Genomic DNA, 13,610 nt, shown 5'->3' on the forward strand with positions numbered 1-13,610 from the left:
AACGCACATTTGTGGCGAGGGAGCTTGCTCCCGCTCGGTTGCGCAGCAGCCGTAAATGCTGAGGAATGCAGTGTCTTTGTTAGTTCAGGGGCCGCTTCGCGCCCCAGCGGGAGCAAGCTCCCTCGCCACAGAGAATGTCAGCCGCCGATGATCTTCATGATCGTCGCACCGCCGGAGAACGCCACTTCCTGCTTGTCACCCAAAGCCTTCACCAGCAGCCGCTGCAACGCGGGCAGCGCTTGATGGCGAGGCTTGTCGAGCAGGTCGCCGACATAATGGCGATTGCTCGACGACAAGCAGCCGTGCAGCCAGCCCGTGGACGACAGACGCAAGCGCGAGCAGGTACGGCAGAACGGAACACTTTCATTGGCGATCACACCAAAGTGCCCCTGTCCCGGAATCGCATAACGCACCGCAGTGGCATCGACCGGCGCATCGGCCTGCAGATACTCATAACGCTCGCCAATCAGGCTCAGCAACTGCTGGAGGCTGACGAACTGTTGCAGGAACGCATTGGAGTCGGTGGCCAGGTGGCCCATGCGCATCAGCTCGATGAAGCGCAACTCATAGCCGCGCTCCAGGCAGTAATCGAGCAGCGGCATCACCTGATCAAGATTCTGTCCGCGCAGTGGGACCATGTTGACCTTGATCTTCATGCCTGCCGCGCTGGCCTGGTCCATGCCGTCGAGCACGGTCGCCAGATCGCCGCCGCGCGCAATGCTGCGAAAGGCGCTGGCGTCCAGGGTGTCGAGGGAAACGTTGATACGACGGATGCCGGCGTCCACCAGCAACGGCAGCTTTTTCGCCAGCAGCTGACCATTGGTGGTCAGGCTGATGTCTTCCAGGCCCATCTGGCCGACGGCGGTCATGAAGGCTTCGAGTTTGGGGCTGACCAGCGGCTCGCCGCCAGTGATGCGCAACCGCTCGATGCCGGCCGCTTCGATCAAATACGCCACGCCGCGCGCCATGGCCTCGGCCGACAATTCATCCTGCGCAGCCACCAGCCGCTTGCCGTTGGGCACGCAGTAGGTACACGCGTAATTGCAGGCTGAGGTCAGACTGATCCGCAAATTGCGAAAACGCCTGCCTTGACGGTCAACGATCATGGATCACTCCGGCGATGGACAAGTGGAACGCGCAAAACTTGACTCAGAATTCAAGTTTTGGCAAGTCCCAAGCCTGAGTATATTCCTGCGGTACTGCGCCATATAGCGAAATCATGGCGCAATCAGGCAGCTGAATGGTTCAGCTGCTCGGAGTGTCGGTATCGCGCTTGCGCTTGTTGCCCATGCGCACACCGATGTCCATCAGGAACTGGAAGAAGCCTTCCTGATCTTCCAGCACATTGCTCCAGAACGGCGAGTGATACAGCGCGACAGCGCCATGCACCAGCGCCCAGGATGCGCAGTAATGGAAGTACGGCGGCACGTCTTCGAGTTTGCCTTCGCTGATCCGGCCCTTGATCAGCAGGGTCAGGCGTTCGAAGTTAGAGGCGCGAATCTTGTGCAGCTCCTCGACCATCTCCGGCACTTGATTGCCCTTGACCACTTTTTCTTCCAGGCGGTCGAACAACCGATAACGTTGCGGATCGCGCATGCGGAATTCGAAGTAGGCCCGGGACAGCGCTTCCTTGTCCTTGTCGACATCGGCCGAATGCAACAGCTCGTTCAAATCACGCTCGTAATCGAGCATCAGGCGCAGATAGATCTCCGCCTTGGATTTGAAGTGCTTGTAGATCGTGCCTTTGCCGATACCGACGGCATCAGCAATCATCTCGACGGTGACACTGTCTTCACCTTGGTCGAGGAACAGCTTGAGCGCGGTATCGAGAATTTCTTGCTCGCGGCGACGAAACTCACGGACCTTACGAGGTTCTTTATGCATAAGAAAAGGTCTGTTGGGGGTCAAAATTCGAAGCCGCGTATTATGCCTAACTTACGCAAAAATGCACGGATCATCCGACCATATCTGTGTTTCTTGATGATTTGCCGCAGGCTCGCTGATTGATGAGAACTCTTCCGAAGCGGGCGTATTCCAAAATTGTTTAAAAACCGGGGCCCGTAAACTGGACTAGGCGCAATAGTGATCAATACTTGAACTGTCGGCGAGACATCTCCCCCAAGTGTTGCGCCGATATTGGTACCAACGGACCGCGTACCATTGTTTTACTCCTAATGGTCTTAACCCGGATTCACCCCCCAGAACCCGGGTTTTTTTTGCCTGCGATTTGACCCTGCGTAGCGAGCCGGCCCGCGATGGCGGCATTGAGTCCTAAACCGGTTTCACATGCGCCAAAGGGAACAGCCGCTTGAAGTTCTCGGTGGTCTGCTCGGCAAATCGCTCGTAAGGCTCACCTCGCAACATGGCCAGAAACTCCGCGACTTCCCTGACGTACTGCGGCAGGTTCGGCTTGCCGCGATACGGGATCGGCGCGAGGTACGGCGAGTCGGTTTCCACCAGCAAGCGGTCGGCAGGTACCTTGCTGGCCACATCGCGCAGCGCGTCGGCATTGCGGAAAGTGACAATACCGGACAAGGAAATGTAATAGCCCATGTCCAGCGCGGCCTTGGCCATGTCCCAGTCTTCGGTGAAGCAATGCAGCACGCCCGCCTGTGGCAGTGCCGCCTCACGCAGCAAGCTTAAAGTATCGGCACGGGCGCCGCGGGTGTGGATGATCACTGGCTTGCCGGTCTGCTGGGCCGCTTGCAGGTGCAGGCGAAACGATTCCTGCTGCAACTCGGCCGCTTCCGGCTCGTAGTGATAATCCAGACCGGTTTCACCAATCGCGACGACGCGCGGGTGATTGAGTTCACGCAACAACCAGTCCAATGCGGGCGCAGCACCCGGCTGCACGTCCAGCGGATGCACGCCGACCGAACAGTCGACGTCGTCATAACGTTCGGCCAGGGCTTTGACGTCGGCGGCGTTATCGACACTGACGCCGATGCACAGAAAGTGCCCTACCCCGCGCTGACGGGCCGCATCGAGAGCAGCATCCAGGGAGCCGTCGTGGGCGGCGAGGTCGAGACGATCAAGGTGACAATGGGAATCTACGAGCATAAAAGGGCTGCAACTTACATCGTATGAGTGGGACGGTCGGACTTGAGGGCTCCGGCCAGGTGGTTTTCGATTCGACTGCGCGCCGTGTTGTCGCCGTCGTTGAACTGCACGCCAACGCCGGCGGCGCGGTTGCCCTGAGCGCCTTTGGGGGTGACCCAAGTGACTTTGCCCGCGACCGGAATCTTTTCGGCATCGTCCATCAGGTTCAGCAACATGAAGACTTCATCGCCCAACTTGTAGCTTTTGTTGGTCGGGATAAACAGGCCGCCGTTTCTGATGAAGGGCATGTAGGCCGCGTACAACACGGATTTGTCCTTGATGGTCAGGGACAAAATGCCGTTACGCGGCCCCGGGTTGACGAGTTCATTCATGCGGACCTCCACTGCTGATACACAGAGTCTAGGCGCAGACGATCACTTCTGGGTAGGCAACGAGGCCCATTGCACCAATAGCGCTTCCAGCAACAGCGCCGGATTGAGGTTGGCTTTGCTCATCACCTTCTGACGCTGGGCGAGGATCCAGTCCTGGATAGTCAGGACTTTATCCTGAGCGGCTTTCTGCGCCAGGTACTGAATCACCTTACGCATGTCCGTCAATCCCAGACCGTTTTCATCCTGCGTCAACTGATAGCGCAGGATCAGGCTCGACCAGTCGCAAAACCAGTCGAACAGCAACAACTGCGGAATGGTTTTCCATTCTTCGGCCAATTGCGTCGGCGATTGCTGTTGCTTGAGCAACTTCTTCACGCCCTCCACCACCAGCGCGCGCTGTTCGCGCACACCCTGGGCCTGCAACTTGACCGCGCCCAGCGGAGAACCGGCGGCCAGCGTCAGCAATTCGACGCGCTCCTCTTCCGAACTGTCCGGCAAGGCCTTCGCCAGCCACGCGAGGCTCATCGCTTCGCTCGGCAGTGGGCAGGCCTGCTGCACGCAGCGGCTCTTGATGGTTGGCAACAGGCGACTGGTCTGGTGACTGACCAACAGCAGAACGGTATCGCCCGACGGCTCTTCGAGGCTTTTGAGCAAGGCGTTGGCGGCGTTGACGTTCATCGACTCGACCGGCTCGATCAACACCACTTTGCGCCCGCCCATCTGCGAGGTCTGCACCACGAAGCTGACCAGATCGCGGACCTGATCGACCTTGATCGCCTTGTCGGCTTCTTCCGGCTCGAGGATGTAATTGTCGGGATGGCTGCCAGCCTTCAGCAGGAGGCAGGATTTGCATTCACCGCACGCGTCCTGCGCGGTGGGACGCTGACACAGCAGGCTGGCCATCAAGCGTTCCGCCAGCGCGCGCTTGCCGATCCCGGCCGGGCCATGCAGCAGATAGGCGTGAGCGTGTTGCTTACGACCGGCCAACTGTTGCCAGAGGCTGTCCTGCCACGGATAGGCTTCAGCCACGGGTCAACTCCAGCAGACGCGGCAACAAGGCGTCCAGCGCTTGCTGAACCTGCACCAGCGGCTGGGCGGCATCGACCAGCACATAGCGCGCCGGATCCGCCTCAGCGCGCTTGAGGAACGCACTGCGCACGGCATCAAAAAAGGTTCGGCCTTCGAGTTCGAAACGGTCCAGGCGACCGCGAGCACTGGCGCGGGCCAGGCCCACTTCCACCGGCAGGTCGAAGATCAGCGTCAGGTCCGGGCGCAGATCGCCCTGGACGAAGGTTTCGAGCGTCGCGATGCGCTCCAGCGACAAACCGCGACCGCCGCCTTGATAGGCGTATGTAGAATCCGTGAAGCGATCACACAACACCACCGCACCACGGGCCAGCGCCGGGCGAATCACTTCGGCCAGATGCTGGGCGCGCGCGGCAAACACCAGCAGCAGTTCCGTGTCGGGGTTCATGACTTCATCAACCGGGGCCAGCAGCACTTCGCGAATCCGCTCGGCCAACGGCGTACCACCCGGTTCGCGGGTCAGCAGCACTTCGATACCGGCTGCGCGCAGGCGCTCGGCCAGGTATTCGCGATTGGTGCTTTTGCCGGCGCCTTCCGGGCCTTCCAGGGTAATAAACAAGCCAGTCACGGGCAGTCCTTATCAGAAATTATTGCGGGCTTTGCGGAGCGACAGCTTCCGGCGCGGGCTCAGATGCCGGTGGAGGCGCAGCTTCAGGCGTCGGTGCAGGTTCAGGCGTCGGTTCTTGCGGCGCCACGGAAGGCAAGGCCTCGGGATCAGGATCAGGCGAAGCCGCAGGAATCGGCGCCTCGGCCTCCGGTGCTTCGCCATTCACCGCCTCTGGCCCAGGGATCGGCGCCGGGCTGGAACGATAATCGGCGCGACGCTTGAGCTGGTACTCGCGCACTGCATTGTTATGGGCATCCAGATCATCGGAGAACACATGGCTGCCGTCGCCACGCGCAACGAAGTACAGGCTGTTGCCGGCCACCGGGTTCAAGGCGGCATGGATGGCTTCGCGGCCGACCATGGCAATCGGCGTCGGTGGCAGCCCCGAGATCATATAGGTGTTGTACGGGGTCGCTTCCTTGAGGTGGGCGCGGGTCAGTTTGCCGCTGTAGCGATCACCCAGGCCGTAGATCACCGTCGGGTCAGTCTGCAGCAACATGCCGATCGCCATGCGTCGAACAAAGACCCCGGCAATCTGCCCGCGCTCTTGCGGCACGCCGGTTTCCTTTTCCACCAGCGAGGCCATGATCAGCGCCTGATAGGGTTCGGTGTACGGCGCATCAGCAGAACGTTGATCCCACTCTTTGGCGAGGACTTCGTCGAGGCGATCATAGGCTTTTTTCAGCAGATCGACGTCGCTCATGCCACGCACGAAGCGATAGGTGTCGGGGAAGAAACGACCTTCCGGAAAAATCCCGCGATGACCGAGTTTCTCCATGACCTGGCTATCGCTCAAACCTGCAATTGTCTGCTCGAGCTTTTCATCTTTGGCCAGGGCGGCGCGGACCTGGCGGAAATTCCAGCCTTCGACCAGCGTCACGCTGTACTGCACCATTTCGCCGCGCTTCCACAGGTCGATCAGCCCTTCAACCGTCATGCCCGGAAGCATGCGGTATTCACCACTGTGCAACGGTTGCCTGGGCAGATTGAAGCGCCAGTAAACGCGCAGCCAGAACGCGTCCTTGATGACGCCATCGGCTTCCAGTCGATAGAAGGTGCGGGTGGGTGTCGTGCCTTTGGGCACGTCCAGCAGTTCTTCCTGGGTGATGTTCAGCGGTTGTTCCAGCGCCGAATGGATTTTCCAGGCAGAAGCGCCCAGACACAGCCCCGCCAGTACCAATCCGGTTTCCAGCAGCAGCAAGAATTTACGTCTCACGTATCAAGCATCCAGTAGCGCGCGGGCAATGGTTTGGAGTTTACGGGTGAGCGGCCCAACCGGCCAGCTCAGCGCAGCATAGGCGCGCACCGGCCAAACGCCATACACGCTGTTGCAGACAAAGACTTCATCGGCCCATTGCAGCTGTTCGAGCGTGATGTCGCTCACTTGCGTGGGGATCCCCGATGACTCAGCTTGAAACAATAACTCGGCACGCATCACACCGGCCACGCCGCAGCGTTTCAAATCGGCGGTGATCAGCACACCATCGCGCACCAGGAACAGATTACTGAACACACCTTCGATCACGCGACCGGCCTGATCCAGCATCAAGCCTTCGGCATGTTCGGTATCTTGCCATTCGGAGCGGGCAATCACTTGCTCAAGACGGTTCAGGTGTTTGAGCCCGGCAAGCAAGGGTTGTTTTGAAAGTCGTGTGGTACAGGGGAACAAACGAACGCCCTGCTCGGCGTGCGCAGCTGGATAAGCCGCGGGCGGATTGCCTTGCAAAATGCGTCGGGCTTGCGCCGAAGGATCGGCGGCATAACCGCGCAGACTGTCACCTCGCGTGAGGATGAGCTTGAGCACGCCCTCACCGAGTGCTGCGGCATAGGCCAGCAATTCGTCGCGAACCAGTCCCTGATCCGCAGTGATCGACAGGCGCGAACAGCCTTGTGCCAGCCGCGACAGATGCCGCTCAAGCAACAGCGGCTGTCCGCCACGCACGGCAATGGTCTCGAACAGACCATCACCGTAAGCCAGGCCGCGATCCTTCAGCGACAGAGCGTCAGCCGGCTGACCGTCGACCCAGCTGTCCATCAGTCAGCGAACCGGCGGAACACCAGCGAGCCGTTGGTCCCGCCAAACCCGAAGGAGTTAGACAGCACCACATCGATGTCCATGTTGCGCGCCGTGTGCGGTACGAAGTCGAGGTCGCAACCTTCGTCCGGCTCATCGAGGTTGATGGTCGGCGGCGCGACCTGGCTATTGATTGCCAGCACGCTGAAGATCGCTTCGACCGCGCCCGCCGCGCCCAACAGGTGACCGGTCATGGACTTGGTCGAACTGACCGCCAGCTTGTAGGCGTGATCGCCGAACACCGACTTGATCGCGCAGGCTTCGGCAAGGTCGCCGGCCGATGTCGAGGTGCCGTGGGCGTTGATGTATTGAACCTGATCAACGTTGACCTTGGCATCGCGCAGGGCGTTGGTGATGCAACGTGCAGCACCCGCACCGTCTGCCGGTGGCGAGGTCATGTGGTAAGCGTCGCCACTGGTGCCGAAGCCGATCAGCTCGGCATAGATGGTCGCGCCGCGCGCCTTGGCGTGTTCCAGTTCTTCGAGAACCAGAGCACCGGCACCGTCGGACAAGACGAAGCCATCACGGCCCTTGTCCCACGGACGGCTCGCACGGGTCGGCTCATCGTTGCGGGTCGACAGTGCGCGGGAAGCACCGAAGCCGCCCATGCCCAGACCGCACGCAGCCATTTCGGCGCCACCGGCAATCATCACGTCGGCTTCGTCGTACATGATGTTGCGGGCTGCCATGCCGATGCAGTGCGTACCGGTGGTACACGCGGTGGCGATGGCGTAGTTAGGTCCCTGTGCACCCAGGTGGATGGACAGGAAACCGGAAATCATATTGATGATCGAGCCTGGCACGAAAAACGGAGAGATCCGCCGTGGGCCGGAATCATGCAGGGTGCGGCTGGTTTCTTCGATATTGGTCAGACCGCCAATACCCGAGCCCATGGCCACGCCGATGCGTTCACGGTTGGCGTCAGTGACTTCCAGCCCCGAGTTACGCACCGCCTGAAAACCTGCGGCCAGACCGTATTGAATAAACAGGTCGAGCTTGCGCGCTTCCTTGACCGACAGGTATTCCTCGACATTGAAGCCCTTTACCGAGCCGCCAAAACGGGTGGAATAGGCAGAAAGGTCGGTGTGTTCGATCAGACCAATGCCACTGCGGCCAGCCAGAATGCCCTGCCAACTGCTCGGCACATCCGTGCCCAGTGGCGACAACATACCCATACCGGTGACTACGACGCGTCTACGCGACACAGCACTCTCCTTTTTTCAAATGACGACTTTGCATCAGGCCTAAAGAAAAAACCGCACGCCGTGATGGCAGTGCGGTTTTTCCATGACAGCAAGCAACGATTACAAGCTATTAAGCCTGGTGGTTAGTAACGTAATCGATTGCGGCTTGTACAGTAGTGATCTTCTCAGCTTCTTCGTCAGGGATTTCGGTCTCGAATTCCTCTTCCAGAGCCATCACCAGCTCAACGGTGTCAAGGGAGTCGGCACCCAGGTCTTCAACGAAGGAAGCAGTGTTGACCACTTCTTCTTCTTTAACGCCCAGTTGCTCAGCAACGATTTTCTTGACGCGCTCTTCGATGGTGCTCATACCTTGTTTTCACTCCTAATGGACAAATTCAGGCAGCTGGCCAGTGGGTAAGTGTATAGAAAGACTTTTCAGCTTTTCAACTGAAAGCTTCACTCCTCAAACCCGACAGCCCTCTGCCTATAAATAGATTGCAGCTTTATAACGGATTTTAGACAGCTCGTATGACATTTTTTTGAAGCGATCCGTCACATTTAACTCATGTACATCCCGCCGTTCACCGGGATTGTAGCCCCAGTAACGTAAGCCGCACCGTCCGACGCAAGAAAAGCGACCACAGACGCGATCTCTTGTGCTTGTCCCAGACGGCCCAGCGGAATCTGCGTCTGCAAGGCTTCACGCTGTGCCTCGGGCAATTCGCGAGTCATATCGGTGTCGATGAACCCAGGGGCCACCGAGTTTACCGTAATCGAACGCGAACCGACTTCACGCGCCAGTGCACGGCTGAAACCTTCCAGACCGGCCTTGGCGGCTGCGTAGTTTACTTGGCCTGCGTTGCCCATGGCACCCACAACCGAGCCAATACTGATAATTCGTCCCCAACGGGCTTTGGTCATACCGCGCAAAACGCCCTTGGAGAGGCGGAACAGACTGTTCAGGTTGGTATCGACAACGTCATGCCACTCGTCGTCTTTCATGCGCATCATCAGGTTATCGCGGGTGATACCGGCATTGTTGACCAGGATCGCCGGCGCACCGAACTGTGCAGTGATGCTCGCCAGTACCGCAGCAACGGATTCGTCGCTGGTGACGTTGAGCTCAAGGCCCGTGCCTTGAATACCGTTTTCTTTCAGGGTCGCGGCGATGCGCTCGGCACCGGAAGCGGAGGTCGCGGTACCAATCACGATGGCGCCCTGACGACCCAGTTCCAGGGCGATGGCCTGGCCGATGCCACGGCTCGCGCCGGTGACCAGTGCAACTTTACCTTGCAGGCTCATGCAAGTTTCTCCTGATTCAGGCCAGCGCTGCGCGAGCGGCAGCGAAAGCGTCTGGGGTATTGAGGTTGGATGTCGACACGCCTTCGGCGCAACGCTTGTTCAGACCGGCCAGCACTTTGCCAGGACCGCATTCGACCAATTGGGTCGCGCCCTTGGCAGCCAATGCCTGGACCGATTCAACCCAGCGCACGGGCTTGTAGAGTTGTTCAAGCAGATCACGCTTGAGGGTTTCCAGATCGGCCGGCACATTGGCGCTGACGTTCTGTACCACAGGGATCTGCGGCGACTGCCAGTCGATGGCAGCGATGGACTCGGCGAAACGCTCGGCCGCCGGGCGCATCAGTTCACAGTGCGACGGCACGCTGACCGGCAATGGCATGGCGCGCTTGGCACCACGCGCCTTGCAGCCTTCGATGGCGCGTTCGACCGCCGCCTTGGCACCGGCGATGACCACTTGGCCCGGGGAGTTGAAGTTCACCGCACTGACCACTTCGCCTTGCGCCGCTTCGGCACAGGCTGCCAGCACATCAGCGTCGTCCAGACCGAGGATCGCGGCCATGCCGCCCTGCCCGGCCGGAACGGCTTCTTGCATCAACTGACCGCGACGCTCAACCAGCTTCACGGCGTCACCCAGGCTCAGACTGCCCGCAGCGACCAGGGCGCTGTATTCGCCCAGGCTGTGACCGGCAACATAAGCCGGACGCGCGCCACCTTCGGCCAGCCACAGACGCCACAAGGCGATCGAGGCGGTCAGAATGGCCGGCTGGGTTTTATCGGTTTGATTGAGTTGTTCTTCCGGCCCTTGCTGGGTCAGCGCCCACAGGTCGTAACCCAGGGCATCGGAAGCTTCTTTGAATGTTTCGAGGACAACCGGATGTTGCGCGCCCAACTCGGCCAGCATGCCGAGGGACTGCGAACCCTGTCCTGGAAAGACGAATGCGAGGGAAGCAGACATGTAACGAGCCCCTAATGATCTTGTCGTCGGAGAAATGACGTCCCGCTTGGGGGACGCAAGAAACTGACAGTTGGATGGCCAATTAAACTGAGCGGTCACATTTAAGCATTGTCCGACGAAAACGCCTAAAGCAACAAATCCTCCAGACGACCGTGTATCCGTTCCGGCAGGTTTTCCTGAATCTCGATCAGCGCACGGGAAATAGCGCTTTGAAAGCCCTGCACACCCGCCGAACCATGGCTCTTCACCACAATCCCCTGCAAACCAAGGAAGCTCGCACCGTTGTGCCGCGCAGGCGCGAGGTCGGCTTGCAGACGTTTCATCAACGGCAGCGCCAGTGCGCCGACCATTTTCGAGGCAAGGTTTTTCCTGAACAAGGCTTCGATGCGCCCGGCAATCATGGTCGCCAGGCCTTCGCTCGACTTGAGCAGGATATTGCCGACAAAGCCGTCACACACCACCACATCCGCCTCGCCACGATACAAACCGTCACCTTCGACAAAACCGATGTAATTGATGCCCCGGGCGGCCTGCAACAAAGTGGCGGCCAGCTTGACCTGCTGATTGCCCTTAATGTCTTCAGTGCCAATGTTCAGCAGTGCAACACGCGGGCGAACAATGCCAAGTGTCTCCGCGGCTACCGAACCCATGACAGCGAACTGCAACAAGTGCTCGGCACTGCAATCGACGTTGGCGCCCAGATCGAGCAGCTGGCAGTAACCCTTCTGCGTCGGAATCGCCGCCACCATCGCCGGACGATCAATGCCCGGCAAGGTCTTGAGCACAAACCGCGACAACGCCATCAGCGCACCGGTATTGCCGGCACTGACACAGGCCTGGACCTTGCCATCACGCAGCAACTCCAGCGCCACACGCATCGACGAGTCGGGCTTGCCACGCAGGGCCTGCGCAGGCTTTTCGTCCATGGTGATGACTTCGGACGCCGGCACGATCGACAGGCGCGAGCGATCCACAGCCGATTGGCCAGAGAGCAATTCTTCAAGTAGGGAGGGTTGACCGACGAGGGTCAGGTGCAGCGAGGGTGTAGCAGACAGGCAAGCGAGGCTGGCCTGAACAATGCTGCGGGGACCGAAGTCCCCGCCCATTGCGTCAATCGCGATGACTTGAGCGGACAAGTGATTACTCGTCAGCGCCCTTGTCGATCACTTTACGGCCACGGTATACGCCTTCTGGCGATACGTGGTGACGCAGGTGAACTTCACCGGTGGTTTTTTCTACAGACAGGGTGCTAGCCTCGAGAGCATCGTGCGAACGACGCATGTCACGGGCGGAGCGGGATTTTTTGTTCTGCTGAACAGCCATAATTGATTAACTCCTAAACGTTTGGGTCACGCTTTAACTGCGCCAATACACTGAACGGGTTGGACCGCGTTACCTCGTCCTCGCTCGGTTCGGGCTCATCGAGACCCGCCGGCTGCTGGCATTCTTCCGGATGATGAGCAGGCACAATGGGCAAGGCGAGCAGAAGCTCCTCCTCGATCAGTGACTGCAGATCCAAAGGATCTTCGCCCAGTTCCAGCACGTCATAACCTTTCGGCAACGACTGGGTATTCGCACCCTCCTTCACCACAGCATAACTGCATTCGCTATGGATCGGCAGGGTGACCAGCTCAAGACAACGCTGGCAAACCATTTTGACTTCGGTGTCGATAAAGCTGTGGATGACCACAGATTTACGTTCATCTCGTTCAAAAACGAATTTAGCCTGCACCGTACCGACAGTGTCGGAAAGCGGGTCGCAGAGTCTCTCCAAATCGGCCAGCAGCAGTTCACCTTGAAGGGTGGTGCCACGGTCAGCCAATTTGCGCGGGTCAACGTGAGGTGGAATCGGGTCATTCAACATAGGCGCAGCATTATAGGGATGCACCCAGCCATGTCAAAGGAAATTCAGCCCTGTCCGTCACTTGCAAGCCTCCGCTAGAATTCGCGCCTGACTTTTGGAGTTGCGCATGCTGCCTTTATTACTCGCTTCAAGCTCGGTGTATCGCCGGGAATTGCTGGCCCGCTTGCAGCTGCCGTTCACCTGCAGCTCGCCGGATATCGACGAAAGCCATCGACCGGGTGAGCCCGCCTTCGAACTGGTCAAACGCCTCGCCAAAGACAAAGCCCAGGCACTGGCGGGCAGCCATACCGCTCATCTGATCATCGGCTCCGATCAGGTCGCGGTACTCGGCGAGCGCATTATTGGCAAACCCCACACCTTCGAAAACGCTCGCGAGCAACTGCTGGCCGCGAGTGGTGCCAGCGTGACCTTCCTCACCGGCCTGGCGCTGCTCAACAGCCAGACCGGTGAATGCCAGGTCGATTGCGTGCCGTTCACCGTCCACATGCGCACACTGGATCAGGCACGTATCGAACGCTACCTGCGAGCCGAACAGCCCTACGACTGCGCTGGCAGCTTCAAGGCCGAAGGTTTGGGGGTGAGCCTGTTTCAAAGCACCGAAGGCCCTGACGCCACCAGCCTGATCGGCCTGCCGCTGATTCGCCTGATCGACATGCTGCTGGCCGAAGGCGTGCAAATTCCCTGACCATAAAAAAACCGGCTGCAACGACTCAACGCCGATCCGTTAAGCAATTTCAAATAGCAACGATGAACTGATAGGGCGATAGTCCTATCAGCTGAGTTTTAATCTGACATTTCAAACTTTAAGCGCGCCATGAACATCAGTTCGATCCCTTTTGCGGGGCAGAGCGGGGAAGCGAATGCTTCCAGCGCCGGTGTCGCCTTCAAGACGGTCGGAGCCATTGGCAGTGATCTTGCAAATAATCCAACCCATCTTCAGCATGATTCAAATCCGGGTAACAGATCATCAATCTCTAAAAAACGCACTAGATGTTTCTGCCTAAAATCGGATTTTTTGATGTAAGAAATATTACTATTGATCGTAGTTTATATTGAATCTTCCCAATCTTTAAACACGTTATATGCAGTAAACATTTTACTGTTGAT

At 58.8% G+C, this 13,610-nt stretch carries 17 protein-coding genes; 1 reads left to right on the forward strand and 16 read right to left on the reverse strand.

Annotated elements, in window-relative coordinates:
• Positions 1-137: 137 nt before the first annotated feature.
• The 15 genes from ACWKV5_RS11490 to ACWKV5_RS11560 all read right to left on the reverse strand — a co-directional run bounded on the left by ACWKV5_RS11490 (position 138) and on the right by ACWKV5_RS11560 (position 12,503).
• On the reverse strand, positions 138-1,106 hold the full coding sequence (locus ACWKV5_RS11490; protein WP_483841350.1) for a GTP 3',8-cyclase MoaA: 969 nt from the start codon (positions 1,104-1,106) through the stop codon (positions 138-140).
• Between the two features lie 139 nt (positions 1,107-1,245).
• Entirely contained in the window at positions 1,246-1,884 is a 639-nt protein-coding gene (locus ACWKV5_RS11495; RefSeq protein ID WP_008152317.1) for a TetR/AcrR family transcriptional regulator, read from the reverse strand.
• Between the two features lie 387 nt (positions 1,885-2,271).
• Entirely contained in the window at positions 2,272-3,060 is a 789-nt protein-coding gene (locus ACWKV5_RS11500) for a TatD family hydrolase (protein ID WP_059182344.1), read from the reverse strand.
• A 14-nt stretch (positions 3,061-3,074) separates the two neighbouring features.
• Positions 3,075-3,431, reverse strand: coding sequence for a PilZ domain-containing protein (locus ACWKV5_RS11505; protein WP_483841351.1), 357 nt, complete (start codon positions 3,429-3,431; stop codon positions 3,075-3,077).
• Positions 3,432-3,473: 42 nt separating this feature from the next.
• The gene (locus tag ACWKV5_RS11510) at positions 3,474-4,460 is read right to left on the reverse strand and encodes a DNA polymerase III subunit delta' (RefSeq protein ID WP_483841352.1); all 987 of its coding nucleotides are present in this window, start codon (positions 4,458-4,460) and stop codon (positions 3,474-3,476) included.
• Positions 4,453-5,085: a dTMP kinase gene (gene tmk, locus ACWKV5_RS11515; RefSeq protein WP_483841353.1), complete on the reverse strand. Its 633-nt coding sequence runs from the start codon at positions 5,083-5,085 to the stop codon at positions 4,453-4,455. The genes ACWKV5_RS11510 and tmk overlap by 8 nt, the downstream gene beginning before the upstream one ends.
• A 19-nt stretch (positions 5,086-5,104) precedes the next feature.
• The gene (mltG, locus tag ACWKV5_RS11520; protein WP_483841354.1) at positions 5,105-6,340 is read right to left on the reverse strand and encodes an endolytic transglycosylase MltG; all 1,236 of its coding nucleotides are present in this window, start codon (positions 6,338-6,340) and stop codon (positions 5,105-5,107) included.
• Positions 6,341-6,343: 3 nt separating this feature from the next.
• Positions 6,344-7,159, reverse strand: a complete 816-nt coding sequence (gene pabC, locus ACWKV5_RS11525; protein ID WP_483841355.1) for an aminodeoxychorismate lyase — start codon at positions 7,157-7,159, stop codon at positions 6,344-6,346.
• The gene (fabF, locus tag ACWKV5_RS11530; RefSeq protein ID WP_027924042.1) at positions 7,159-8,403 is read right to left on the reverse strand and encodes a beta-ketoacyl-ACP synthase II; all 1,245 of its coding nucleotides are present in this window, start codon (positions 8,401-8,403) and stop codon (positions 7,159-7,161) included. Before fabF ends, pabC begins: the two co-directional genes overlap by 1 nt.
• A 109-nt stretch (positions 8,404-8,512) precedes the next feature.
• Positions 8,513-8,749, reverse strand: coding sequence for an acyl carrier protein (acpP, locus tag ACWKV5_RS11535; RefSeq protein ID WP_003442511.1), 237 nt, complete (start codon positions 8,747-8,749; stop codon positions 8,513-8,515).
• 191 nt (positions 8,750-8,940) lie between these two features.
• Positions 8,941-9,684 carry a 3-oxoacyl-ACP reductase FabG gene (gene fabG, locus ACWKV5_RS11540; RefSeq protein ID WP_027924041.1) on the reverse strand — a complete coding sequence of 248 codons (744 nt, stop codon included), beginning with the start codon at positions 9,682-9,684 and terminating at the stop codon, positions 8,941-8,943.
• Between the two features lie 16 nt (positions 9,685-9,700).
• Positions 9,701-10,639, reverse strand: coding sequence for an ACP S-malonyltransferase (gene fabD, locus ACWKV5_RS11545; RefSeq protein ID WP_483841356.1), 939 nt, complete (start codon positions 10,637-10,639; stop codon positions 9,701-9,703).
• 125 nt (positions 10,640-10,764) lie between these two features.
• Entirely contained in the window at positions 10,765-11,775 is a 1,011-nt protein-coding gene (gene plsX, locus ACWKV5_RS11550) for a phosphate acyltransferase PlsX (RefSeq protein ID WP_027924039.1), read from the reverse strand.
• A 4-nt stretch (positions 11,776-11,779) separates the two neighbouring features.
• Complete coding sequence (rpmF, locus tag ACWKV5_RS11555) at positions 11,780-11,962, reverse strand: 50S ribosomal protein L32 (protein ID WP_003179396.1); 183 nt, start codon at positions 11,960-11,962, stop codon at positions 11,780-11,782.
• 13 nt (positions 11,963-11,975) lie between these two features.
• Positions 11,976-12,503, reverse strand: a complete 528-nt coding sequence (locus ACWKV5_RS11560) for a YceD family protein (protein ID WP_004371317.1) — start codon at positions 12,501-12,503, stop codon at positions 11,976-11,978.
• Between the two features lie 106 nt (positions 12,504-12,609).
• Here ACWKV5_RS11560 and ACWKV5_RS11565 point away from each other — a divergent pair, with 106 nt between their 5' ends.
• Positions 12,610-13,188: a Maf family protein gene (locus ACWKV5_RS11565; protein WP_483841357.1), complete on the forward strand. Its 579-nt coding sequence runs from the start codon at positions 12,610-12,612 to the stop codon at positions 13,186-13,188.
• Positions 13,189-13,299: 111 nt separating this feature from the next.
• Here the strand turns inward: ACWKV5_RS11565 and ACWKV5_RS11570 are convergent, their stop codons facing one another.
• On the reverse strand, positions 13,300-13,446 hold the full coding sequence (locus ACWKV5_RS11570; RefSeq protein ID WP_483841358.1) for a hypothetical protein: 147 nt from the start codon (positions 13,444-13,446) through the stop codon (positions 13,300-13,302).
• Positions 13,447-13,610 lie beyond the last annotated feature (164 nt).

The organism is Pseudomonas oplopanacis (assembly GCF_057128725.1).

Excerpts from the sequence above, each read along its gene's own strand:
- ACWKV5_RS11490 (WP_483841350.1), bottom strand. The coding sequence starts at position 1,106 with ATGATCGTTGACCGTCAAGGCAGGCGTTTTCGCAATTTGCGGATCAGT.
- ACWKV5_RS11500 (WP_059182344.1), bottom strand. The coding sequence starts at position 3,060 with ATGCTCGTAGATTCCCATTGTCACCTTGATCGTCTCGACCTCGCCGCC.
- ACWKV5_RS11560 (WP_004371317.1), bottom strand. The coding sequence starts at position 12,503 with ATGTTGAATGACCCGATTCCACCTCACGTTGACCCGCGCAAATTGGCT.
- ACWKV5_RS11570 (WP_483841358.1), bottom strand. The coding sequence starts at position 13,446 with ATGCTGAAGATGGGTTGGATTATTTGCAAGATCACTGCCAATGGCTCC.
- ACWKV5_RS11565 (WP_483841357.1), top strand. The coding sequence starts at position 12,610 with ATGCTGCCTTTATTACTCGCTTCAAGCTCGGTGTATCGCCGGGAATTG.
- ACWKV5_RS11495 (WP_008152317.1), bottom strand. The coding sequence starts at position 1,884 with ATGCATAAAGAACCTCGTAAGGTCCGTGAGTTTCGTCGCCGCGAGCAA.
- ACWKV5_RS11505 (WP_483841351.1), bottom strand. The coding sequence starts at position 3,431 with ATGAATGAACTCGTCAACCCGGGGCCGCGTAACGGCATTTTGTCCCTG.
- pabC (WP_483841355.1), bottom strand. The coding sequence starts at position 7,159 with ATGGACAGCTGGGTCGACGGTCAGCCGGCTGACGCTCTGTCGCTGAAG.
- fabD (WP_483841356.1), bottom strand. The coding sequence starts at position 10,639 with ATGTCTGCTTCCCTCGCATTCGTCTTTCCAGGACAGGGTTCGCAGTCC.
- rpmF (WP_003179396.1), bottom strand. The coding sequence starts at position 11,962 with ATGGCTGTTCAGCAGAACAAAAAATCCCGCTCCGCCCGTGACATGCGT.
- fabG (WP_027924041.1), bottom strand. The coding sequence starts at position 9,684 with ATGAGCCTGCAAGGTAAAGTTGCACTGGTCACCGGCGCGAGCCGTGGC.
- acpP (WP_003442511.1), bottom strand. The coding sequence starts at position 8,749 with ATGAGCACCATCGAAGAGCGCGTCAAGAAAATCGTTGCTGAGCAACTG.